The 23,192-nt window shown below is 73.7% G+C and carries 13 protein-coding genes; 11 read left to right on the top strand and 2 right to left on the bottom strand.

Annotated features, from left to right (window positions below):
* The first annotated feature begins 58 nt into the window (after nucleotides 1-58).
* Nucleotides 59-781: a DJ-1/PfpI family protein gene (locus ACZ5ON_RS31220; RefSeq protein WP_465599728.1), complete on the top strand. Its 723-nt coding sequence runs from the start codon at nucleotides 59-61 to the stop codon at nucleotides 779-781.
* A 142-nt stretch (nucleotides 782-923) separates the two neighbouring features.
* Nucleotides 924-3,743, top strand: a complete 2,820-nt coding sequence (locus tag ACZ5ON_RS31215; RefSeq protein WP_465599726.1) for an AfsR/SARP family transcriptional regulator — start codon at nucleotides 924-926, stop codon at nucleotides 3,741-3,743.
* An 82-nt stretch (nucleotides 3,744-3,825) separates the two neighbouring features.
* Here ACZ5ON_RS31215 and ACZ5ON_RS31210 read toward each other — a convergent pair whose 3' ends face one another.
* Nucleotides 3,826-6,030 (bottom strand): hypothetical protein, encoded by a 2,205-nt coding sequence (locus tag ACZ5ON_RS31210; protein ID WP_465599724.1) that lies wholly within the window; start codon nucleotides 6,028-6,030, stop codon nucleotides 3,826-3,828.
* 144 nt (nucleotides 6,031-6,174) lie between these two features.
* Nucleotides 6,175-10,140 (bottom strand): type VII secretion protein EccCa, encoded by a 3,966-nt coding sequence (gene eccCa / locus ACZ5ON_RS31205; protein ID WP_465599722.1) that lies wholly within the window; start codon nucleotides 10,138-10,140, stop codon nucleotides 6,175-6,177.
* Between the two features lie 201 nt (nucleotides 10,141-10,341).
* Between eccCa and eccD the strand changes: the two genes are divergently transcribed.
* The 9 genes from eccD to ACZ5ON_RS31160 all read left to right on the top strand — a co-directional run.
* Complete coding sequence (gene eccD, locus ACZ5ON_RS31200) at nucleotides 10,342-11,724, top strand: type VII secretion integral membrane protein EccD (RefSeq protein WP_465599720.1); 1,383 nt, start codon at nucleotides 10,342-10,344, stop codon at nucleotides 11,722-11,724.
* 40 nt (nucleotides 11,725-11,764) lie between these two features.
* Complete coding sequence (gene eccB, locus ACZ5ON_RS31195; RefSeq protein ID WP_465599718.1) at nucleotides 11,765-13,204, top strand: type VII secretion protein EccB; 1,440 nt, start codon at nucleotides 11,765-11,767, stop codon at nucleotides 13,202-13,204.
* Between the two features lie 106 nt (nucleotides 13,205-13,310).
* Nucleotides 13,311-13,646, top strand: a complete 336-nt coding sequence (locus ACZ5ON_RS31190) for a hypothetical protein (RefSeq protein WP_465599716.1) — start codon at nucleotides 13,311-13,313, stop codon at nucleotides 13,644-13,646.
* A gap of 32 nt (nucleotides 13,647-13,678) precedes the next feature.
* Nucleotides 13,679-13,969, top strand: a complete 291-nt coding sequence (locus tag ACZ5ON_RS31185) for a hypothetical protein (RefSeq protein WP_465599714.1) — start codon at nucleotides 13,679-13,681, stop codon at nucleotides 13,967-13,969.
* A gap of 52 nt (nucleotides 13,970-14,021) precedes the next feature.
* Nucleotides 14,022-14,492, top strand: coding sequence for an Ntn hydrolase family protein (locus tag ACZ5ON_RS31180; RefSeq protein ID WP_465599712.1), 471 nt, complete (start codon nucleotides 14,022-14,024; stop codon nucleotides 14,490-14,492).
* Between the two features lie 118 nt (nucleotides 14,493-14,610).
* Nucleotides 14,611-16,755, top strand: a complete 2,145-nt coding sequence (locus tag ACZ5ON_RS31175) for a hypothetical protein (protein WP_465599710.1) — start codon at nucleotides 14,611-14,613, stop codon at nucleotides 16,753-16,755.
* A 155-nt stretch (nucleotides 16,756-16,910) separates the two neighbouring features.
* Nucleotides 16,911-17,351: a YbaB/EbfC family nucleoid-associated protein gene (locus tag ACZ5ON_RS31170; protein WP_465599708.1), complete on the top strand. Its 441-nt coding sequence runs from the start codon at nucleotides 16,911-16,913 to the stop codon at nucleotides 17,349-17,351.
* The gene (locus ACZ5ON_RS31165; RefSeq protein ID WP_465599706.1) at nucleotides 17,344-17,652 is read left to right on the top strand and encodes a hypothetical protein; all 309 of its coding nucleotides are present in this window, start codon (nucleotides 17,344-17,346) and stop codon (nucleotides 17,650-17,652) included. The genes ACZ5ON_RS31170 and ACZ5ON_RS31165 overlap by 8 nt, the downstream gene beginning before the upstream one ends.
* 79 nt (nucleotides 17,653-17,731) lie before the next feature.
* Nucleotides 17,732-23,192, top strand: a 5,461-nt coding sequence (locus ACZ5ON_RS31160; RefSeq protein WP_465599704.1) for a toxin glutamine deamidase domain-containing protein, incomplete at its 3' end; no start/stop codon positions are given.

Here is a 23,192-nt window from a genome sequence, read left to right as displayed (position 1 = left end):
ACGGTGGGGTGACGGCCGGTAGGAGCCGGCTTCCCGTCCCCGAGAGTCAGGAGTTGCCATGACCCAGTGGTCTGCCGAGCGGACTGCATCGCCCGAAGTGACGATCGCGTTCGTCGCCTACCCGGGTATCACCGTGCTCGACCTCGTCGGCCCGCTCCAGGTCTGCGCCGCGCTGGCGGACCTCGCGCCGGGCTACCGCACGGTGGTGCTCGGCGAGCGGATCGAGCCGATGGGCACCGACACCCCGCTGGCCGTGCTGCCTAGCCACACCTTCGACGAAGTCCCCGACCCAGACGTGCTTCTGGTGCCCGGCGGCCTGGCACCCACGCTCGCCGCGATGGCGGACGAGGAGCTGCTCGGCCGGCTGCGCCGGGCTGCGGTGGGGGCGTCGGTGGTCGGTTCGGTGTGCACCGGCTCGCTGCTGCTGGCCGCGGCCGGGCTGTTGGAGGGCCGCCGGGCCACCTCGCACTGGCTGTTCCGCGACCTGCTCGCGCCGTTCGGCGCGAGCCCGGTGGCCGAGCGCTGGGTGGAGGACGGGCGGTACGTCACGGCAGCGGGCGTGGCGGCCGGTATCGACATGGCGCTGCACCTGGTCAGCCGGGTGGCTGGCGAGGATGTCGCCCGGCGGGTGCAACTGCTGATCGAGTACGATCCCCAGCCGCCCTTCGGCAGGATCGATTGGGCCGACGTCGACCTCGCGGATCACGCGCCGTTCAGGCGGCACGTACTGGACCAGGCCCTGGGCGGCCACCCCGAACTGCTTGCCCGGCTCGGCGGCTGAACCCCCGGAGTCTGAACGGCCCGGCCGCCGGCCGGGCGGGTACGCAGAGTCATCATCACAGCCGGCACCGGCACGGCGGCCGGACGGCGATCGTGCCCCGGCGCCCGGGGCAGGCCGGCAGAGCGAAGCGAGAGGACTGAGCATGGCGGATCCGCGGATTCTGCTGCTCGGGCCGGTGGAACTGTGCGAGCCCGGCGGTCGGCGGCCGGTCGTGGCCGGGGCGAAGCGGAAGGCTGCCCTGGCCCTGCTCGCCCTGCACATCAACCGGACCGTACCCGTGGAGAGGTTCTTCGGCGCGCTGTGGGAGGCCGACCCGCCCGCGCAGGCCCGGGCCGCGCTGCAGGGCCACATCGCCGCGCTGCGCAAGATGCTGAGCGGCCACGGCCTCTCGGTAGAGACCCGGGCCGGCGGCTACGAGCTGACCGGTGACCCCCTGACGGTGGACGCGCACCGCTTCGACGCGCTGCTCGGTTCCGCCGCGCAGGCGGACGGCACCGAGGCCTTCACCCTGCTCGACCGGGCACTGCGGCTCTGGCGCGGACCGGCCCTCGCGGACCTGCCGGACAGCGAGGTGGTACGCGCGCTCGCCCGACGCCTGGACCAGGCCCGCCTGGCGGCGACCCAGGCCTGGGCCACGACCGCACTCGGCGAGGGCCTCGGCGAACTGGCCGTCGACCGGCTCCGGGCCGCGGTCGCCGCCGACCCGCTGCGCGAACCCCTGGTGGCCGCGCTGATGCTGGCACTGGATCAGGCCGGACGGCGCACCGAGGCGCTCGACGTCTACCGGGACGTGGCCGAGCGACTCGCCGACCGGCTCGGCACGGAACCCGGCGAGGCCGTCGCCGGCGCACTGCACACGATCCTCGGCACGTCCGGGCAGCGGGCCGCCGTCCCGGCTGGCGGAGCCCGGCCGGCGGGCTACCTCGCCCCCCGGCTGCTTCCCCGCCGCCTGCCCGGCTTCGTCGAACGCCCGGGGGAGCGCGGCTGGCTCGACCGGATGTGCGGCCCGGATGCCGGCCGGACCACCGGGGTGGCCATCGTGGCGGGCGCGGCCGGCAGCGGCAAGACTTCGCTGGTGACGCACTGGGCCCATGGGGCCGCCGACCGCTTCCCCGACGGTCAGCTGTACGGAGACCTGCGCGGATTCAGCACCGGCGGACCGACCGATCCGGCAGAACTCCTGCACACCTTCCTGCGTGCCATGGGCGTGCCCGAGGACGAGATCCCGGACGGGGTCGAGGAGCGTGCCAGGCTGTACCGCGACCGCACCCGCGACCGGACCCTGCTTGTGGTCCTGGACAACGCCACGTCCGCCGCCGAGGTCGAACTCCTGCTCCCCGACAGCGCTTCCGCCACCGTCGTGGTGTGCAGCCGGCACGCCTTGGGCGACCTGATGGTACGTCAGGGCGCCGGTTTCCTCCCGGTGGGGCCCTTCACCGCCGCCGCGGCCGAGGAACTGCTGCGCCGCCGGATCGGCACTCGCCGGGCCGAGGAGGACCCGCAGGCCGCACGCCGTCTGATCGAACTCTGCGACCACCTCCCGCTGGCGCTGAGCATCGCCCTGGCCCGGCTGGCGAACCACCCCGGCTGGTCGGTGTCGGATGTCGTCGACGAGCTGGAGGACGAACGCAACCGGCTCCGCCGGCTCGGCGCCTCGGGCGATGTCAGCGTGGCCCGCGAACTCACCCTGAGCAGACGTCACTTGCCGTTGGATGCAGCCGAGTTGCTGCCGTTGATCGCGCTCCACCCGGGCGTCGGCGTCGGCGTCGACGCGCCGGCGGCGGCGGCCCTGCTCGGGCAGCCACTGGCCACTGGACGAAGCGCCCTGAACGCGCTGGCCGCGCTGCACCTGGTGACCGAGGCGAGTCCGGGCCGCTACCAGCTCCACGACCTGGTCCGGCTGTACTGCGCGCAGCTGCTGGACGAGGAGCTGACCCAGGATGACCGCGACCTGGCCTTCGCCCGCCTGGCCGACTACTACCTCGCGGCGACGGCGGCCGCCAACACCCTGGTCTCCGGCCGCGATCGCGGTCTGCACCACGCGGCGGAGCACACCCCGCAGGCGCTGCCCCGGCACCGGGAGATCGGCGACGCGCTGCGCTGGCTGGCCGAGGAGGAAGCAGCTGTCCGGGCGATGGTCCACCGCTGCGCCGGCTCCGCGGAGTACGAGCGGGCCTGGCGGCTCGCCGACAACGCGACCGGCCTGTTCCTCGCCTCCGGCGCGTACCGAAGCTGGCTCGCGTGTGCCGACGTCGGCCTGCGCGCGGCCGAGCACTCGGCGGACCGGGCCGCAGTGCCGCGGATGCTCTCGTCGCTCGGCTTCGTCCACAAGGAGATGAACCGGCTGCCCGAGGCGGTGCGCCACCTCCGGCAAGGGCTCGACGCGCATCCGGACCACGCCGATCCCGCACACCGGGTCCGCACCCTCGTCCCGCTCGCCGGTGCCTGCCTCGCCCTGGGGGAGGACCAGCTCAGCCGCCATTACGCGCAGCTCGCGCTGGAGGAAGCCCGGGTGGCGGAGGACCCGTGGTGCGAGGCGTACGCCCTGCACGTCGTCTGCTACGTCGACCTGCGCTCCGGGGCGCCGGCCGAGACCCTGCGGCGCGCCCGGCGGGCCTCGGTCCTGCTGGCCGGCCGCCCCCCGGGCCACGTCCGGCTCGCCGCGATCGCCTGCGAGGCGCTGGCCCTGGGGCAGTTGGCGCGCCCGGCGGAGGCAGAGGCCGCCTGGCTGAAGCTGGTCGACCTCAGTACGCACGAGGGCAACGACCACGTCCGGGCCATCGCCGAGAACGGGTACGCCGAGCTGCTGCTGGAGCTTGGCCGGCGGCAGGAGGCCGCGGCGCGCTTCACCGTCGCGATCGACCTCTACCGCAGCCGGGAGGACGGCCGCAGCGTCGCCGTGCTCAGCGACCGGCTCGCCGAGCTGGTACCCAGCGGGTACCAGGCGACGGTGACGGGGTAGCAGTACAGGCTGATGGGACGGTGGGCCCGACCGGGCAGCGGGCGCGGGTTCGGGCCTGACCGGCCCCGAGCAGCTCACGGGTTCACGGTTCACGGTGTGGGCGTGCATCGACGGCCGGCACGTCCGGCACCGCGTCCTGCGTCCCCAGCGCGAGCCGGTAGCGCTCGGGACGTGGCACCGGGCGCTGCTCGCCGCGGGCGAGGGCGTCTCGGCGCCGCAGCCAACTGCTCAGCCGGTCGAGGGCTTGGCGGTCGCGGTCGGGGCCGCGCTCGTCGGCGGCGGGGCCGGTGGGGGAGGGGGTCTCGCGCAGCAGGACCCGGGCCGGATGCTCGTCGCCCCGGGGGTGAACGGCCAGGACGGTGAAGCGCGTGCCGGGAGGGAAGACCACCTCGGGTTCGTCACCGGCGGCGGCGAACGCCGCGGTGCGCCGGCCAGTGGTCGACCAGACCGCGAACTCCACGGCGGCCTCCAACAGGGCGTCGTACGCGGGCAGGGCGGCCACCGGCGCGGGTTCGACGAGGACGCGTCCCGGGACGTAGCCGCCGAGGTCATCCGCCGGGTTGTCGGCACCCAGCAGGACCGGGCCGTGGTGGCTGGGGAGCCGGTGTAGACCCGAGTTGAGGCAACCGAGGTAGGCGGTGAGCGGCCCGGGGTCCCCGTCGCGGGCGGCGGTGACGAGTTCCCGGCGGGTGGCGGGCCGGCCGGGGTCGGTGTGGTGCAGCAGGACCGCTACCAGGTCGGGCTTGACGTCGTCCTCGGGGGCCGAGCGCAGCGCGGGGAGGCGGGTGACGGCCAGTTCGGCCTGGCTGGCGAGACGGTGGTAGTGGTCGCCGAGCAGGGTCCTGAGCGCCTCCCGGTCCTTTGAGCGGCTGGGGTTGGCGAACGGGTGGCAGTGCTCGGCGGTGAAGAAGACGCCGGCGCGGTGCACGGCCGCGGCTGGCGCGGCTGCCGCCGGTGCGGCGGTGTGGGAGGTCGCCGGTGCGGCGGTGGGGGAGGGCGTGGCCGCGGGCGGGCCGGTGAAGTCGAGGCCGTGGCGCAGCGCAGCGTCGCGGGCTGCGGCCTGGGTGTCGGCGTCGGCCGTGGGGTCGAGCAGCAGGGCGGGGCGTTCGCCGCCGAGCCGGGGCAGCTGGGCGAGGAGCAGGTCCAGCCGGTGCCAGACGTCCGCGGGGACCGGGTGGCCGCGTTCGCCCACGCACAGCAGCGGGCGCCGGGGATCGGGGCGACGAAGGCGCGGCGCGGCGTACCGGGGGTGGCCTTCGGTCCGCAGCCACCATCCGGCTGGGATGGCTTCGATGACCCAGCCGGACAGCGCCCGGAAGACGGCGGGGCCCAGCTGGTCGGGGCCCGCTGTGCTGCAGCGCCAGCTGGAGGCGACAACCCTGCCACGGGCGGCCGAGACGGTGAGTTCGACCAGGCTCGGCTGCCAGCTGGGCGCGCCTGAGGCGTCGAGGAACGTGCTGTCCGGCCCGCCGTCGGTGTGCGCGCCGCTGCGCACGGGCAGCCCGACGGCGGCGCGGATGTCGCGGTCGAGGTGTGTGGAGAGCGCGGTGGCCATGCCGACGAGCGCGGCGGGGTTGGCCCAGGGGGCGCTGAGCAGGATGCCGCCGGGCGGCAGCGGGGCCAGCGGGGTGATGGCGTCGATCAGGCGGTGTGCCGGCAGGTGCGGCCGGGTGGGGGTGCCGACGGCCAGCAGGAGCATGCCCGGGGGTACGGACACGGTGGCGAGCGTGTCGGCCGGGACGGGCAGGCGGGTGTCGGTGGTGACCCAGTGGCCGCCGGGGACGGCCAGGAGCGGCGCCGTGCCGGCAAGTGCCGAGGGCGATGACGCCGGCCAGCGGGGGCCGATCCGGTGAGGCCGGCCCGTCGGCGCCACCCACCACCACGACCCGCGGTCGCCGTCGGGTGCGGTGACCACCAGTGCGCCGTCGGGCTCGATGGAGACCACGCCGTCCGGGGCGATCACGGGAAGCCCGGCGGTGCTCGCCGCCACCTGGGCGGGGCTGCGCTTGCCGGCGACCGTACCGGCCAGCCCGGACGCGGCCAGGACCAGCGTGGTCGCACCCCGTTCGACGGCGGTGGCCGCCAGGCGGGGCAGCTCCCGGCGCAGAGCCGGCGCGGCGTGCGCCGCCGCTGCCAGCACCAGCAGGGCCTCGGGCGCGGGCGGCAGCCCGGCGAGTGCGGCGGCCAGGGAATCACCCGTACCGTCAGGGTCGGCGTCGACGATGGCGAAGTGCGCACCGACGGATCGCAGCACCGCGCTGTCCGCGGGGTTGGTCGGCACACTCATCGGGTTGCTCCGACCGTCCGGAGCCTCGCGGCGGGCGCCGGGGAGGTGGAGAGGGGGGACATTCTGCCGCCTTCGCTGGTGGGGGCAACCGGCCCGGGGGCCGGGCCGGTCGCCTGGGTCTAGGTCCTCGGCACGAGCCGGGGTTCAGCCCGCCGGTACCGCCGGATGCTCCTTGGCGAGCAGTGCCGTCTGCACCTGGACGGTCCGTCGCCGGGTGATGTACAAGCCGCGTCCGGTGGGCAGTTGACGGGGCTTTACGTTGCCGAACAACGCGCCTTCCGAGGGCGGGCAGGACAGCAGCAGGGCCGGGGTGTTCACCTCCTGCAGCTTGCGCAGCAGCGGGTCGCCCAGGGCCCGGCCCGCGCCGTTGGCGCTGCGCGCGACGATCACGTGCAGGCCCAGCTCGGTGCCCTGCGCCAGGTGCTCCAGCAGTCCCGCGAACGGATGGGCGCCGGCGCCGGCGCCGACCAGGTCGTAGTCGTCCACCACGACGAACAGCTCGGGCCCCTCCCACCAGTCGCGCAGCTTGAGCCGCGCGGGCGGGATGTCGGCGGACGGCACCCGGTTCCCCATCGCCCTCGCCGCGCCGTCGACGATCTGCCGGAGCACGTCCACCGCCACGGCGTAGCCGAGCCGGTACTCCTGGGGTACGCAGTCGTAGAGCTCGCGCCGGAAGTCCACGAACATGATCCGGGCCTGCTCCGGCGAGTATCCGGCGACCACCGAGTCGGTGATCAGCTTCAGCATGTTGGTTTTTCCCGATTCGCTGTCACCGATGACGATCAGGTGCGGCGACTCCTCGAAGTCGTGCCACAACGGTGCGATCTCGGTGTCCTCCAGGCCGATCGGCACCCGCAACCGGCCGGACGGCGCGGGCAGGGCGGAGGACTCCACGAGCAGCGGCAGCATCCGCACCTCGGGGGCGGCCGGGCCGCTCCAGTGGTCGTTTACCGCCTCGACCAGGTCGGCGACCGCCTCGCCGAGGTCCTCGGTGGTACCGCTGCCGTCGGTGCGGGGCAGCGCGGTCAGGAAGTGCATCTGGTCGTCCGTCAGGCCGCGACCGGGGAGCTTGGGCACGGTGCCCGCCGCCCGCATGTTGACCACCGAGTCGACCGGGTCGCCGAGCCGCAGCTCGAAGCGGGTCTGCAGCTGGTCGCGCAGTCCGCCGCCGATCTCGCTCCAGCGGGTGGTGGCGATCATCAGGTGGACGCCGTAGTTGAGCCCGCGCTGCGAGATCAGGGTGAGCACCTGCACCAGGTCGTTGAACTCCTGGCGCAGGGTGTTCCAGCCGTCGATCACCAGGAAGACGTCGCCGTGGGTTTCCTGTGGCAGCTCGCCGGCGGCCCGGCGCTGACGGAAGGAGGCGACCGAGTCGATGCCCAGCTCGGCGAAGTACTTTTCCCGGCGGGTGATGACCGCGTTGACCTCGGCGACGGTGCGCAGCACCCGCTCACCGTCGTGCCGTCCGGTCACCCCGCCCAGATGCGGCAGGCCACGCAGTGAGGCCAGTGTGCCACCGCCGAAGTCCAGGCAGTAGAACTGCACTTCGCGTGGGGTGTGGGTGAGCGCCAGCCCGGCGATCAGGGTACGCAGCAGGGTGCTCTTGCCGCTCTGCGGTGCGCCCGCGACGCCGACGTGGCCGCCGGCGCCCGACAGGTCGGCCGTCAGCAGATCGCGCGCCTGCTGGAAGGGGCGGTCCACCACGCCCACCGGCACGGTCAGCGACCCCCGCCCGGTGGCCTGCTCGGTCGTCAGCCCGTAGTGCGGGTGCGGCGCCAGCGGGGGGAGCAGTTCGTCCAGAGTCGGCGGCACATCCAGTGGCGGCAGCCACACCCGGTGGGCCGGCGGGCCGGCGTCCACCATCTGCTGCGCTGCGATCTCCAGCAGCGAACGGGTCTCCTCGACCGGCTGGGGTTCTACCACCACTGCGGCCGGCAGCTCGCGCGGCGCCACGTACCCGGTGCCGTACGCCACCACCTGCCCGGCCACCACCGTCTGCTTGACGGCCCGGCGCGGGCCCCGGTACGGCCCGGAGACGTACGCGGCCTTGAACCGGGTGAGGGTGGAGGTGTCACTACGCAGGATGCCGTGGCCGGGCTGGCTGGGCAGCTGGTAGGCGTCCGGTACGCCCAGCACGCCGCGACTCTCCATGGCGGAGAAGGTGCGCAGGCCGATCCGGTAGGACAGGTGCGACTCCAACGCGTTCATCCGGCCTTCGTCCAGCCGCTGCGAGGCCAGCAGCAGATGCACGCCCAGCGACCGGCCCAGCCGGCCGATCATCACGAACAGGTCCATGAAATCCCGGTGTGCGGCGAGCAATTCGGAGAACTCGTCGACCACCACGAACAGCGTCGGCAGCGGGGCCAGCGGGACGCCGGCGGCCCGCGCCTTCTCGTACTCCAGCAGTGAGGCGTAGTTGCCGGCCGCGCGCAGCACCTCCTGGCGGCGGACCATCTCGCCGTGCAGCGCGTCGCGCATCCGGTCCACCAGGGCCGCCTCGTCGGCCAGGTTCGTGATCACCGCCGAGGTGTGCGGTAGTCGGTCCAGTCCGAGGAAGGTCGCACCGCCCTTGAAGTCCACCAGGACGAAGTTCAGCACCTCGGAGGAGTGCGTGATCGCCAGGGCCAGCACCAGTGTGCGCAGCAGTTCGGACTTGCCGGAGCCGGTGGCGCCGATCAGCATGCCGTGCGGGCCCATGCCGCCCTGCGCGGACTCCTTGATGTCCAGGTCCACCGGCGTGCCGTCGGTGCCGAGGCCGAGCGGGACGCGCAGTCTGTTCTGCTGGGTGCGCAGCGCCCAGTGCGCCTGGACGTCGTGCTTGTGCAGGTCGTGGATGCCGAGCAGCGCGGCGAGGTCGAAGTCGGCCGCGAGCGGCTCGCCGGCCTCGGCGAACTCCCCGACCCGGTACCGGGCCAGTTGCACCGCCAGCCGGGCGGCGGCCGGCCGCGACAGCGCGTCGGGTCGGCCGAGGTCGGTGACCTCGTCCCTGCGGTTGCGGTCCGCTCCGACCATCTCCAGCCGGCCCGCCCCGATCCGCAGCCGCAGGGTGAACCGGGCGGGCTTCCACTCCAGTGCGTCGGCGAGATCGACCATCACCGCGTTGCGGTAGCCGGTCAGCGCCCGCCCGGAGGCGGGGGGCCGGGGCCCGTCCAGTACGACGACGGTGAACGGCTCGTCCCGGCCGGGCACGGCGTCCGCCTCGTAGCCGGGGCGGCCGGTGAACTCGTCGCCCAGCAGCTGCTCCAGTTCGTTCAGCGAGGCGGCCACCAGCCGCACCGGCCCCGCGCCGTCGGTGTCCACGGCGTGCAGCGCGTGCGGAAGCCATTTGATCCACTCCCACTCGGCCCGGTGATCGGCGTCGGTGACCACCGCGATCCGCAGCTCGTCCGGGCCGTGGAAGAGCGCCAGTTGGGCCAGCATCGCCCGGACCATCGCCCGCCCGGCCTCCGGCGCTGCCCCGCGCACCAGCAACTGGGCGAACCCGCGCAGGTAGATGGCGATGGGCTGATCGGCCAGCGTGCCGTAGGCGTGGATGAAGCGCCGCAGCGCATGCGCGCACAGCGGCTCCAGGTCCGCCACCGGCTTGGTGGCCAGCGGTGCCAGTCGCACCGCCAGGCGCTGCGCGCCGGTGCCGATCCGTACGTCGCTGAAGTCGGGGTGCGCCGAACGCCGTTCCCACAGTCGCGAGGTGCGCACCAGCGAGCCCAGTTCGTCGGGCGCCGGATGCCGCCAGGCCAGGGCCAGCTGCTGCTTGCCGATCACTTTGCGGACCTGACGCCGCATCTGGGACAGGTAGCGCAGGTAGTCGCGCCGTTCGGCCCGCAGCTGGCGCTTGCGGTCGCTGGAGCCGCGGATCAGCTGGGTGAGCAGCATGCCCACCGCCGACACCGCCATCATGCCGATCGCCACGTACGTCAGCGCCCCACTGCCGGGCCGCAGGAACATGAACACCATCGACAGTGAACTCAGCGCCATCGGCACCATGCCGATGACGGCCCCCATGCCGCCCTGGGATTCGGGAAGGCCTGGCGGCTCCTGCAGCTGGATCTCCCCCTCCGGCATCTCCGGGCCGGGTCGGCGGGCCGCGCGCTTGACCATCACCACGCTCAACGAAGGTCTCCTCACCTGCCGATGCGCATCTGCGCCCGGTTCGACGGGCGCCGCCCCGGCCAGGGTTCACCGTTCCACCTCGTCCCGGACGTGTGAACTCTCCGTTTCCTCTCCGCCGTTCACCCTGACGGGCGCCGTGCGCGCCGACGAGAGCGGTCGCACACCGGGTGCGGCCGAGCCCAGACGGGAGGCGGATCGGGCGTGAACGACAACGCGGTCGCGGGGCTGTGCCGGTTGAGATTCCATGCGCCGCAGGTGCTCTTCGAACTCGCCGTGCCCGCCGACATCCCGCTCGCGGACCTGCTGCCGGCGATCCTCGGCCACGCCGGGGCCGACTTCGAGGAGCAAGGGCTGGACCATGCGGGCTGGGTGCTGCAGACGCTCGGCGGCCCGCCGCTGGACGAGGAGCGGACCTGCGAGGCGTTGGGACTGCGCGACGGCGAGGACCTGTACCTGCGTCCGCGGCGCGCGGTGTTGCCACCGGTGCACTTCGACGACCTGGTGGACGGCGTCGCCACCGGGATGCAGGAACGCGGTGACTCCTGGCGGCCGGTCACCACCCACCACGTCGCGCTCGCCCTGGCATTGGCCGCCCTGGCAGCCGGCCTGGCCGTGCTCGCCCTGCCGGGCCCGCAGCAGCTGCGCGAACTCGCCGCTGCCGGTACCGGCACGCTCCTGCTGCTCGCCACCCTCAGCGCCGCACGCGCGGTCGGGGACGGCGCTGCCGGTACCGCCTTGGGTGGCGCGGCCGTCGCCTACCTGGCCCTGGCCGGCCTGCTGCTGCCCACCGGCGCCCCCGGCGCCGAGTTGACCGGCGCCCGGCTGCTGGCCGTGGCCTGCGCCGCGGCCGGCGCGGCCGCTCTCGCCCTGGCCGCCGCGGCCTGCGCGGCGCCGTTCTTCCTCGGCCTGATGCTGCTTGGCCTGCTGGGGATCGTGGCCGGAGCACTGGCCCTGGCCGGCCTGCCACCGCAGCACTCGGCTGCGATCATCGCGACGCTCGCCGTCGTCTTCGGCGGTTTCATCCCCTCGATCTCCTTCCGGTTGTCCGGCCTCAGACTCCCGGTGCTACCCCGCAACGCCGAGGAGCTCCAGGAAGGCATCGAGCCGTTCCCCGCCGACGACGTGATCGCGCGCAGCGCGATCGCCGACGGATACCTGACCGCCTTCCATCTGGCCGTCACGGTCGCGTGCGCCGCGGCCCTGACCCTGCTCGCCCTCGGCCGGGGCTGGGCCGAACTCGGCACGGCCGCCGCCCTGAGCCTGCTGCTGACCCTGCACGCCCGCGCCATCGGCAGCCGGCGGCAGCGTTTGGCGGTCCTGCTGCCGGGCGTCTACGGAGTCGCACTGCTGATCGTCCGCCTCACCCTCGCGCAGAGCCCCGCGGGCCGGCTGCTGGTGCTGGCCGGCCTGCTCGCCGTCACCGCGGCGCTGCTGGTCGCGGCCTGGACGATCCCGGGCCGTCGGCTGCTGCCCTACTGGGGCCGGGCCGCCGACCTGTTGCACAACCTGGCGGCGCTCGCCCTGCTGCCGCTGGCCCTGGCCGCGGCCGGGGTCTTCCACACTCTGCGCGCGCTGCACGGCTGACACCGCCGGCGCGCGCCCGGCTCCCCGAGGAGGAACCCCGATGCAGACCCGACGCGACCAGGTGCAAGCCCACCTGTTCGTCCTGAGCAGGCTCGCCTCCGGCATGTTGCGATCCGATCCCGACACGCCGGACACTCCGGTCGGCCGCACCATGCGCGGCAGCGTCGCCGGGGCCGTACTCGCGGCGCTGATCGCCGCGGCGGTCACCGTCTACGGGGTGATGCGGCCCGGAGGGGCGACCAGTTGGGCCAAGCCGGGCACGCTGGTCGTGGTCGACGAGACCGGGGCACGCTACCTCTACCTCGGCGACACGCTGCACCCGGTCCTCAACGAGACCAGCGCCAAGCTCTTGGCAGGGGATCGGATGACGGTCGACCACGTCAGTGAGCACTCCCTCGCCGGCTCGGTGATCGCCGCCCCGGTCGGCATCGTCGGCGCCCCCGACGCCCTCCCGGACGCCTCCGCGCTGCGTGCCGCCCCCTGGCTGGCGTGCGCCAGCCAGCAAGCCGAGCCCTCCGGCGCCGGCACACCCCGGCTCACCCTCGCGATCGCACCGCGCCAGGAGGGCAGCGCACTCGCGGCCGACCAGGCCGTGCTCGTTGGCGAACCCGACGGTACCCGAGAACTGCTCTGGCAGGGAGAGAGGTTGAGGGTCGATGTCAGGGGTGGCGCGGTCGACGCACTCGGCTGGGCCCACGCGACCCCCTTCCCGGTCACCGCGCCCTTCCTCGACACGCTGCCGGCCGGCCCCGACCTGGCCGCCCCGCGGATCGACGGCCGAGGCTCGCCCGGCCCCGTCCTCGCCGGTCAGCGGACCAGGGTCGGTCAGCTGTTCAACGGCCCCGGCGGCGACCACTACGTGCTCACCACCGCGGGGCTGGCCCCGCTCACCGTCACCCAGTTCGACCTCCTGCGCGGCGACCCGCGCACCCAGCGCGATGCCTACGCCGGCGCCCCGCCGGTGCCCGTCGCGGTCGGGCCGGCCGACCTGACCGCCCATCCCGCCGACCCGCTGCCCGTCAAGGGTCTGCCCGCCGACCCGCCCCGGCTACTGACGCCCAACCCGTCCGCGGGCGTGTGCGCCGACCTGCATCCCGCCGCCGGCCCGGCCCTCACCGTGACCGTCCTCGCGGACGCCGCGTCGCTCGTCGGCCAGCCGCCCGCGGTGCAGCCGGGCGTGCCCGCCACGTGCACCTCGGCGGACCGGATCGCCGTGCGTCCGGGCAGCGGAGCACTGGTACGGGCCCTGTCCGGAGCCGGCACCGGTGCGACGCAGTACCTGGTGACCGACAACGGGGTGAAGTACGCCCTCCCCTCCGCCGCCACGGCCGGACAACTGGGCTACGGAGCCGTCGCGCCCGAGGCTGTCCCCGGCGGCCTGCTGGGTCTGCTGCCCAGCGGACCGAGTCTCGACACCGCCGCGCTCGCCGGCGGCGGCATCGTGCCGGCGCTGCCGGCGAAGGCGGGTTGTGCGGGCTGAAGGCACCGCCGAAAACGTGAACCCCATTGCCAGTAGGCCGCGTTGAACGAATCGAGGCGGGTCGACCGACTCGCCCGCACGATCCGCCAGGGAAGGAAACCCCCCGATGGCCAACCTCCTGCAGACAACCGATGGCGCTGTCGCCCGGGTCCTCGCGAGCCTGACCGACCAGGTCGACTCGATGAGCCGGGCGGCCCAGGGCGTGGAGGACATCAACCAGCAGATCACCCAGGCGTTCCGGGCTGAGAGCGCCGGTCTGTACTCCCAGAAGCTCCAGGACTGGCGGGAGAACTACAACCGCGTCATCCAGGCCTACCAGCAGATGCACGAAGCCATGCAGACCGGTCACGGCTACCTGGACCAGGCCGAGGAGCAGGCCCAGCAGCGCATCGTCCACACCGGTCCCGCCGAGGACGTCTTCAGCGCCCTCTCCGTCAACTGACCGCTGCTCATCCACCCGAAAGGAAGCACACCATGGCCGACGTCGCCATCCAGCACGCCGCCCTCGACTCGGCCGTCGAGGAGCTCCTCCAGTCCAGCAGCCGCATGCACCAGAGCATGGAGGACTGCATGCAGGCCATCCAGGCCGCCGGCCAGGAGCTCTCCGGCGACCTGCAGACCGCCGCGAACACCTTCTACAGCGCGGTGCAGCGCGCCGACGCGCAGATGACCCAGGACATCGCCGCGGCCGCCGAGACCCTGCGCGAGGTGCACACCGGCTTCCGCGACGCCGACCGCCGCGGCGCCCAGGGGTTCGGCCGCTGAACGGCGGCGCATCCCTGCCCGGTCCCAGCCGAAAGGAAGGTGAAGACGGGACATGGCGGACAGTCACGACCAGGCCGACTCGGGTGACACCCTCAAGGTCACGGACGCCTACCTCCAGGACTTCGCGCTGCACCAGATCGCGAACCTCCTCGAGGACATCCGCAACAACGAGATCGTCGCGCGGGTGAACGAGTTCGCCGCCGCCGCGGGCTCCGGCACCGGCACCAGGCCCGGCGACTACAGCAAGCTGCTGTCGGGCAACTCCACGCAGCAGATGCCCAGCCCGGGACAGCTCCAGGCCAGGTTCCAAAGCCTGTGCGCCAGCCTGAAGAGCGAGCTGGACGGCCTGCAGAGCACCGTGAGCGGGCTGTCGCTGGACCTGCAGCAGGCCCGCACCACGCTCAACAACGCCGAGGACGACGCGCTGAGCGCCGTCCAGATGATGAACGTGCTGCAGGACGTCTACGGCGGGCTGAGCGGCACGGGCACGCCCTCCACCACGAGCCTGCCGCCGATCACCTAGCCGCGGCACGGACTCCGTCCAGGGCCCGGGCGGGGTCCACGGCCCCGCCCGGGCCCGCACCACCATCCTCACGACGCTTCGAGCGGCGCCGTCACCACACCTTGGGAGTCAACGAGCCATGCAATGGGAAGACGCGTTGGGGGTGTTCGCCGACAAGAACCAGTCCACCATCACCCACCGCGACCAGGTCGCCTTCGACGGCCAGTCGGCCAACTGGCTCGCCGACTGGAAGGTGGAAACCGCCACCAACCCCAGCACCGCCTACGACGTCTGGTTCTCCTACAACTTCACGTGCGGTGTCCAGGGCTACGACGACGGCATCACCCACCAGACCAACTACTCCACCGTCGTCGGTGTGAACCTGGACTGGAGCCAGTTCAAGGACGACAGCCCGCTCGGCCTGTTCGACCGCAACCCGCTGAACATCCTCACCCCGCTGCTGTGGTCCCCCTACCAGAACGGCACCACCAGCGTGTGGAGCTTCGACGCCGCCTCCCAACTGCTGCGCGACGTGGACGGCTGGCTCACCGGCTGGATGCCGACCATCCGCGGGTGGGCCGACAAGGTCAACACCGGCGACAGCGACTTCCAGGGCAGCGCGGCCGGTGCCTTCAAGTCGGCCCTGCTCGGCATCGCCGGTGAACTGGACAACCTGCACACGCAGTTGAACACTCCCGCGCCGTACTCCGCCGTCCTCGACCAGACCAGGCAGGACATCGGTGCCGCGCAGCGCGCCCTGTGGCAGGGGTACACCGCCTGGCGCAACCGCCTCGCGTGGCCGGTGAACTGCGTCCACGACGCCTTCCTGACGGCGATGAGCGGCACGGTGCCGCACATCGAGCAGGGCCCCGACGGTGTCCCCAACCGGGTCACCATCAGTACCCCGCAGGGCGACCCCACCACCCAGGACTTCTGGGACCGCGTGCAGCACAACGCCAAGGTGCTGTGGCTACAGAACGTGAGCACCACCCTCGACGCCGCGGCTGGCCCGGCGATGGCCATGCTCGACCAGAGCTACCAGCACGCCAACACCGCCCTGGTGGACCTGCGGCCCACCCGGCTGCGCCCCCCGGCCGCCTTCAGCACCACCATCGACCCCGGCTCGGGCGTGCAGAACGACCTGAACAGGCTGCTCGGCGACCTGACCGGTCAGGCCGGCGCCGGCGGCCCGTCGGACCTCACCGGCCCGGACACCAACCAGCTCGCGCTCACCCCCGACGGTGTGGGCACGGGCTCCGTGACCGGCTCGGACCCCCTGCCGGCCGGCGGAGCTCCCACCGGCCTCGGTCCGGCACCCTCGGTCACCCTCGGCAGCGGGCACTTCGGGGCCGGCCCGGGCCCGGTCCGTTCCCTCCTGGCCCCGGGCGCGGAGGGCATCGGCGCCGGTGGCGTTCCGGTCCTGGACGAGCACGGAAAGCCGCTCACCGACCCGGCGACCGGACTGCCGACGCTGGTGCCCCTGGGCACGACCATCGGCGCGGACGGCAAGCTCCTCGGCCCCGACGGCAAAGCGATCGCCGGCCCCGACGGCCGGCCGGAGCTGGTACCGCCGGGGGCGGCGATCGGCGCCGGTTTTCCCGGCGGCCCGAGCGCGGCGGTACCCGAGGGCTCCAGCATCAAACCCGACGGTACGGTGGTCGGTCCGGACGGCAAGCCGGTGCCGGACGCCAACGGCAACCCCGTGGTCGTGAGCAAGGGCGTGACGATCGGCAGGGGCGGCACGCTGCTCGGCGCGGACGGCAAACCGCTCCCGGAGGACAGCCAACTGCTGGCCAACGAGGAGCACGCGATGCTCGGCCCCGCCGCCGGGTTCCGGCCCAGCACCAGCTCCTCGGGCCCGTCGGGCCCGCTCGGCGCCGGCAGCCCGGAGGGCCGACTGCTCGGCTCCCCGCCCGCGACGGGTACGGGCGGCCCCGCGACGGTCGGTGGTGCCCGGATGCTGGGGACGGCCACCGGCCTGAGCGACGAGGCCCTGGCGAACGGCGGCGAACTCCCGCCGGAGGAGGCCGCCGCCCGCGAGGCGGCCATGGCCGAGAACGCAGCCGCCGAGCAGCGGATGGCCGCGCCTGGCGAGGAAGCACAGTTGACGGAACCACGGATCGCCACCACCAGTGGCGGCGGCGCACCGATGATGCCCGCGGGCGGCGGCATGCCCGCCGGTGGCCCCGGCAGCCAGGACCGGCAGCGGACCACCTGGCTGGCCGAGGACGAGGAGACCTGGGGTACTGACACCGGCGCGGTCAGCGGTGTGATCGGCCGCTGAGCCCCGGGTCCGGCCGGGTGGTACCCCGGAGTGGTGCCCAAGCCACCCGGCCGGGCCGGCCGTTCCGGTGCCGGTCGCCGGCCGTGGACCGGAACGGAACATCAATTCCCTTCGCCCCCAGGGGAGTCGGGAGCTGGAAACGAAAGGTGGAAGCCATGACGTCTCCCTTTGCGGAGCAGATCGAGCAGGCGATGGTGAGCCTCCGGGAACAGCAGACCCGGATGGACGAGGCCCGCCGGGAACTGATGGCGGTGACGGCCTGCGCGACGTCCAAGGACCGGATGGTCACGGCCACGGTGGGCCCGCAGGGGAAGGTCGTTTCACTGACCTTCCACACCACCGACTACCGCTCGATGGCCCCGGCCCAACTGTCGGGCGCGCTGATCGACGTGCTGAACGAGGCCATGGCCCGGATGGGCGAGCGGGTCATCGAGTCGATGCGGCCGTTCGAGGGTCTCGGAGACTTGCTGCGGCAGTCGATGACCGGCGGTACCGACCTGGACGAACTGCTCGCTCCGCTGCGGGCGATGCGTCCGGCGGCAGTGGAGGGCGACCAGGCGCGCCGCGCCGGAAAGCAGGAGGAGTTCCGTGGCTGACAAGCTCACCGCGCTGTCCGACCTCAAGAAGGCCTTCGGCGACTTCGACCGGATGTCGGGCCTGGTCGACCAGATGCGCAGCAAGATCGACGAGATCAACACGTACAACAAGAACGCCGCGGGCAACGACGACATCGGCAAGCAGTACCACCAGACCGTGGACGATCCGACCAAGAACCTGACCGACCTGCTGGGCAACGTGCGCGACGCGGTCGACGCGGCAGGAACGACCGGTCAGGACACCTCCGACCAGTTCCAGAACGCCGACCAGAACGCCACGGATCTGGTCAACGGCATGTAGCCGACCGGCCCGGCGGACGAAGACCGGGTGTGACGGTCCCACCGGACAGCGAACAAGCAAGCAGACAGAGGTAGTCGGTATGTCGGGTTCCATCAGCCTTCCGCCGGCGCTGGCGTCCCTGTTCTCGGCGGTCTCGGGGATGCCGTGGCCGGAGGCCGACGAAGGGGCGCTGCGGACGGCGGGCGACGACTACCGGGCGATCGCCGACGACATCCCCACACTGAAGAACTACATCGTCGAGCTGGTGAACGTCTGCCTGCTGCGCTTCGAGGGGGACGCCGCGGACGCGTTCGTCACCTCGATGCGCGAGTTGATCGGGCAGTCCGGCGGCGCCGACTACCTGGGCGAGGCGGCTGGGCAGGCGGCCAAGCTGTCGCAGACTGCCTATGACACGGCCAACCAGGTCGAGTACAGCAAGTGGATGATCATCGCCCAGCTGGTGCAGCTGGCGGCGGAAATCGCGTTCGCGTCGGTCTGGGCGCCGTTCACCGGCGGTGCCTCCCTGGCGAACCTGACGTGGGAGTACGCGGCCTGCCGGGAGGCGATCGCCAGCATCCTCGGCTGGCTGCTGAAGTCGATCGCGATGCACACCGTCGTCGGCGTGGCCGGCGGCCTCGCCCTGGACGGCGCCATCCAGGGCATCCAGTTCCTGCAGGGCAACCGGCACGAATGGGACCTGTCCGCGACGGTCCAGGGGCTGGAGTTCGGCGGGATCGGCGGCCTCACCTCCGGTCCGCTGGATCTCTTCGGCATGGGGTTCGGCAAGGCGCTGGGCAACCTGATCGGCCGGAGCGCCGGCTCGATCCTCGGCCACGACCTGGGCGACGTGATGGCGAACGCGGCCCGCGACGCGTTGGAGGGCGGCGCCCACGACGCGCTCCCGGCGCTCGCCCACGACGCGGGCCGGGAGTTCACCGACAGCGCAGTGCACGACGCCGGCAACGAGCTCACCGACCTCGTGCGGCACGATCCGGCCGCGGGCCCCCTGGGCGGCGGTGGTGTCTGGCTCGACGGGCCGCAGGCGAAGGCGTTCGCCAACGACCTCGGCCGGCTGCTCGGCGCGACCGTCCCGCAACTGCAAGACGGGTTCCGCAGGTTCGGGGAGGGCTCGATCGCGGACGCGTTCGCCAAGCGGATGGGCGGGATCTTCGAGAAGCACCTCGGCGGGATCCTCGGGGACGACGCGATCGCGCGCGAACTCGGCCACGACTTCGGCGAGGCGTTCGCCGGGAAATGGGTCAGGACCGGCGCCGACCACTCGCTCCTCAGCGAGCACTTGCACTCGGTGCTGGAAGCCGCCGCCCACGACTCGGCCCCAGCGCTGAGTTCCGGGGGCGTCAAGGCGCTGGCCGAGTCCCTGCCGGCGCTGGCCGACTTCATGCACGAGGGCAACCGGGTCTACCAACTCGGCTACGCGGCCGGGGAACTGCTCAAGGGCGGCGTGCACAACAGCCTCAACGAGGGCTTCTACAACCTCGTCTTCTCCGACAGCCACCAGTTCTCCACCTCGTGGTCCACCTTCGTCTCCGGGCTCACCATGGGCCTGCTCGGCCACGTCGGACACCACCTGGCAGCCCCGATAACCGCCAAGTTCACCAATTTCGTGCGGAGTTGGGAGCACGAGCCGATCGCACCGGGGGACAGCGAGTACTTCCCGCCGCTGCACCCGCTGACGCTGCTGTCGCTGGCCACCAACCTCAGCGGCCACCCGGCCCCCTTCCCGGTCCCGCGGCTCGGCCCGCGCCTCGACGCACCCACCGAGACCCCGCACGCCCTGGCCGACGCTCCCGCCTTCCGTCCCGTCAGCACCGGCGGACCCGACCGGCCCGCCGGCGACGACACACCCACCCGCCCGGCCACGGCCCCGGCCGACACCGCGGGGAGCGGCAGGAGCACGTGGTCCGAAGCAGTGGAGACCGTGATGGCGGCCGCGCCGGTGGCCATGACCGCCGTGAACCTGGTGCTGGCGGTCGCAGGCCTGGTCTCCGGCACACCGGTCGAACTCTCCGCCGGCGCGTTCGGCAACGGCTCGCCCGGTCACTCCACGAGTGGTTTCACCGAGTCGGCGGACCCGGCCCCGAAGCGTGCGCCGGTGCCCACCGCGTCCGGTGGCACGGAGGACGACCGGCAGGACCCGGCCACCGCGCACCCGGAGCCCCGAGTGCGGACGCAGTCGACCGAAGGGCCGCCGGTTGAGCCGGGCGCGGACGCGCCGGACGGCGCCGGCGCTCCGGTGCGCACCGAGGCCGCTGTGGACGAGGTGCTCGCGGACCTCGGCAACCTCACCGTGCCCGCCCACCTCCCGGAGGACCCGGGGGTCGGCACCGGGACCGCGGCCGACGCTGCCGTGGCCGGTCGGCTCGCCGAGCTCGACCGTCACCCCGCGCCGGCGCAGGAGCCGCGGACCCTGGCGCAGCGCCTCAACGATCACCTGCGTGACCTCAACCGGAGCGCGAAGGACCTCGGCGTGCCGCGGCTGGAGTCCGCGCAGCGGCAGGAGATCCGCACGTCCGCGGCGGCAGGGGACTGGCACACGGTCACGAGGAAGCTGGAGGCGTTCTCGAGCTCGCTGGCAGATGAAGCCCTCTCCGCCCGCCTGCGTGACTTCCGTGCGCACGTCGAGCAGGGCCCCGACCGGATCCTGGAGCTGGGGGGATCGCGGCAGGAATGGCTGGACCGCGTCGCCGGTGTGGAGGACCGCGCCGAGGCCGGTGGGCCGGCGCTGCAGTCCGCGCTCGACGACTACGAGCAGTACGCGGCTGGCCTCGGCCAGGGGGAGCGGATCCGGCAGCTGTTCCGCGACGGGCCGGGCGACGACGTCCGGCCCCGTGAACTGGCGGAGCAACTGGCAGCCACCGACGACCCGGTGCGGGCCACCCAGCTGCTGGCCGACCTCGAGGAGAACGCCGAAGTGTCGTCGATCCGGCAGCGGCTGGCCGGCCTGCCGGACGTCGGTGGGGACCTGGAGGGGGCCGCCGGCGATGGCACGTCCCGCGGGGCCGTCACCGACGCCGATCTGGAGCGACGGCTGGCGGCGCTGCGCGAGGATTCGCCCCTGCGGCCGTCCGACGGGGAACTGTCCGAACGCCTGGCCGAGTTGCAGCGGTTCACGCCGTCCGCCGGCGCCGCGGCGGAGGACCTGGACCGGCGTCTGGCCGTCCTCAGGTCCGACCCGCCCGCCCTGCCGACGGATAGCGAACCAGCGGAGCTGGACGCACTGCGCACTCGGCTGGCCGGTAGCGTGCCCCACCGGCCGGACGGCTTCGCCGACGCGCAACTCGACAAGGGCGTGTCGGCCAGGCGCGCCCGGCAGCAGGCCGAGGAGGCGGACCTGCACGCCCGGCTGGACCGCCTGACCGGGGAAGGGTCAGCGGACGGCCTGCCGGCGGAGTATGCGCGGCGCATGGCCGCGCTGTTCGACGACCGGCCCGCGACGACCTCCGACGCCGAGGCGGAGCAGGTCCTCGCCGCGCTGAACGCCCTGGACCACCCGACGCCTACGGTCACGCCGCGGCCCCGGCCCACGACGGACCCCGGACCGATCGCGACCACCAGCCGGGACGCCGACGGGATGCGCGACCTACTGGCCGCCATACCGCCCGTGCCCACCGGACGTCCCGGTGACACGGACCCCGAGGACCAGCCGCCGCCCGTACCCCCCGCCATGCCCGGCCCTTACCCCGGCGACGCCGCCGCCCTGCCCGCCGCCCCCCGTACCGACCTGCCGGCCCCCGCCCCCCACCGACCTGACGCGCCCTCCCCGGGCTCCGCCGACCTGCAGGCCTCGCGAGAGCCCCTCGACCGCCCGGAGCCGGCGGGCCGCCCGCTGCACCCGGCCGGACCCGTCCCGGACGGTGGCGGACTCGACGACCTCCTGGCCCGGCCCGACAGCCACGCCCCCGGGCCGTCCGGCGACCGTCCGACGCCGCACGACCCGGTGCTCAGCCGGATCGCCTCGGCGTTCGACGAGCCCGGCCCGGCCCTCGACGACGTCCTGCAGGACCGGCACGACGACGGCGTACCCGTCGTGCGGGACGTGGCGCGGCACGCACCCGAGCTGGTGCAGGTGCCGCAGAGCCTCGATCGGGCGGCGAGTCACCCGGCCGTGGTCGAGCCGGCCCCGATCCCGGAGGCGGCGGCCACCGGCAGCCGTCCGATCGTGGAGGCGCCGCTGGCGCCGGCCGTCCGCGACGGCGGGGAGAACGTCACCGAAAGCGTCGCGGCGGCCCTGAACAGCCCGCCCGTACCGCCCCCTGCGGAGCCGCACGGGCCGGAGCCGGACGCGAACCGGCCGCTCACCGCTCCCGCGTCCACCCGCCACTCGCCCGAGAACGACCCGAACGTCTCCGCCCTGCTGCGACGCCCCGCCGGGAGCGAGCCGCCGCAGCGCCCGGGTACGTCGTCCACCGCACCCGTCCACGACGCACTGGAGCCCGGCACCGGGGCAGGCGCCGACCGCCCGGCCCAGGTGGCCGTCGCATGGCCGGACCCCCTCGACAGCGTTCGGAAGTACGACCGGGAGGGCGGTCTGCGTCATCCGGAGCCGAAGGACCAGAGGAAGCTGGAGGCGGTCTTCCCACACGAGCCCGGGGGCGCGTTCCGGAAGTTCCCGGACCCGACGGGTGTCGCCTTCCGGGGCAGCAGAACCCTCCGGGCCTTCAACCGCGCGCACCCGACGAAGGCCGTCCTCGCCCAGCTGGGCAGCGCCGACTGGGTGCGCCGGATCAACAGCAACAACCTCAGCGGAGCGGCCCACCGCTGGAACTGCCTGGATGCGGCCTGCTCCCTGCTGCAGTCCTGGTACGGACGGCCGACCGTGGCCGCCCCGGTGTTCGGCCGGAACGGCCGCCCCGCGATGGTGGAGGACGGCACGCCCGCGATGGCGAGGTGGCTCAACACCGGCTGGCGCGTCAACCGCGGAGACGATCAGCTGCCGCTGCCGGCCACCGAGGCGTTCGAGGTGATCGGCGGCCGGCTGCGCGGCGGCGGCCCCGGTTCCATCGCGGTGGTGGTGTTCCAGCGGCCCAACGGCAACGTCCACGCCGTCAACGCGGTGAACCACGACGGCAGGATCCTCTGGATCGACGCCCAGCAGGGCCGGGTGAGTGACGAGCCCCTGTACGAGGTCGGCGGCAGCCTGATGTCGATGGAGTTCGATCCCCGTTTCCGGCCGATAGACCGGGTGCCGCTGCCAGGCGTGCCTGGCAGCGGCACCCGCCAGGGTCCCCCGCGGCCTTCCGCCACGCCCGCCGAACCGTCCGACCGCCCCCAGGAGCAGGTCCTCCGCACCCCGTCCGCCGACACGCCCGAAGTCCCGCGCACCGAGCCGGGCAGTGCGGCCCCCGTCGCGGACCGCGTCTCCGGCTCCGTCCTGCAGGACCCCCGCCGGCTCGACACCGTGCAGCCTGCCGCCGACCGCGGGCCCGGGACGGGGGAAGGGAGCCTCCGCGAGGTGCCGGACCCGGTCGACGGACGCGGTGCGTCGGCGTCCGGAACGGAACGGTTCTCCAACGGCGTGGCCGCAGAGTCGCCCGACCGGG

This window comes from Kitasatospora sp. NPDC032150 (assembly GCF_055579945.1).
The sequence above is the reverse complement of the archived record's forward strand: the minus strand, read 5'-3'. Positions and strand labels throughout refer to the sequence as shown.

Excerpts from the sequence above, each read along its gene's own strand:
- ACZ5ON_RS31170 (WP_465599708.1), top strand. The coding sequence starts at position 16,911 with ATGACGTCTCCCTTTGCGGAGCAGATCGAGCAGGCGATGGTGAGCCTC.
- ACZ5ON_RS31185 (WP_465599714.1), top strand. The coding sequence starts at position 13,679 with ATGGCCGACGTCGCCATCCAGCACGCCGCCCTCGACTCGGCCGTCGAG.
- ACZ5ON_RS31215 (WP_465599726.1), top strand. The coding sequence starts at position 924 with ATGGCGGATCCGCGGATTCTGCTGCTCGGGCCGGTGGAACTGTGCGAG.
- ACZ5ON_RS31220 (WP_465599728.1), top strand. The coding sequence starts at position 59 with ATGACCCAGTGGTCTGCCGAGCGGACTGCATCGCCCGAAGTGACGATC.
- eccB (WP_465599718.1), top strand. The coding sequence starts at position 11,765 with ATGCAGACCCGACGCGACCAGGTGCAAGCCCACCTGTTCGTCCTGAGC.
- ACZ5ON_RS31180 (WP_465599712.1), top strand. The coding sequence starts at position 14,022 with ATGGCGGACAGTCACGACCAGGCCGACTCGGGTGACACCCTCAAGGTC.
- ACZ5ON_RS31175 (WP_465599710.1), top strand. The coding sequence starts at position 14,611 with ATGCAATGGGAAGACGCGTTGGGGGTGTTCGCCGACAAGAACCAGTCC.
- ACZ5ON_RS31210 (WP_465599724.1), bottom strand. The coding sequence starts at position 6,030 with ATGAGTGTGCCGACCAACCCCGCGGACAGCGCGGTGCTGCGATCCGTC.
- ACZ5ON_RS31190 (WP_465599716.1), top strand. The coding sequence starts at position 13,311 with ATGGCCAACCTCCTGCAGACAACCGATGGCGCTGTCGCCCGGGTCCTC.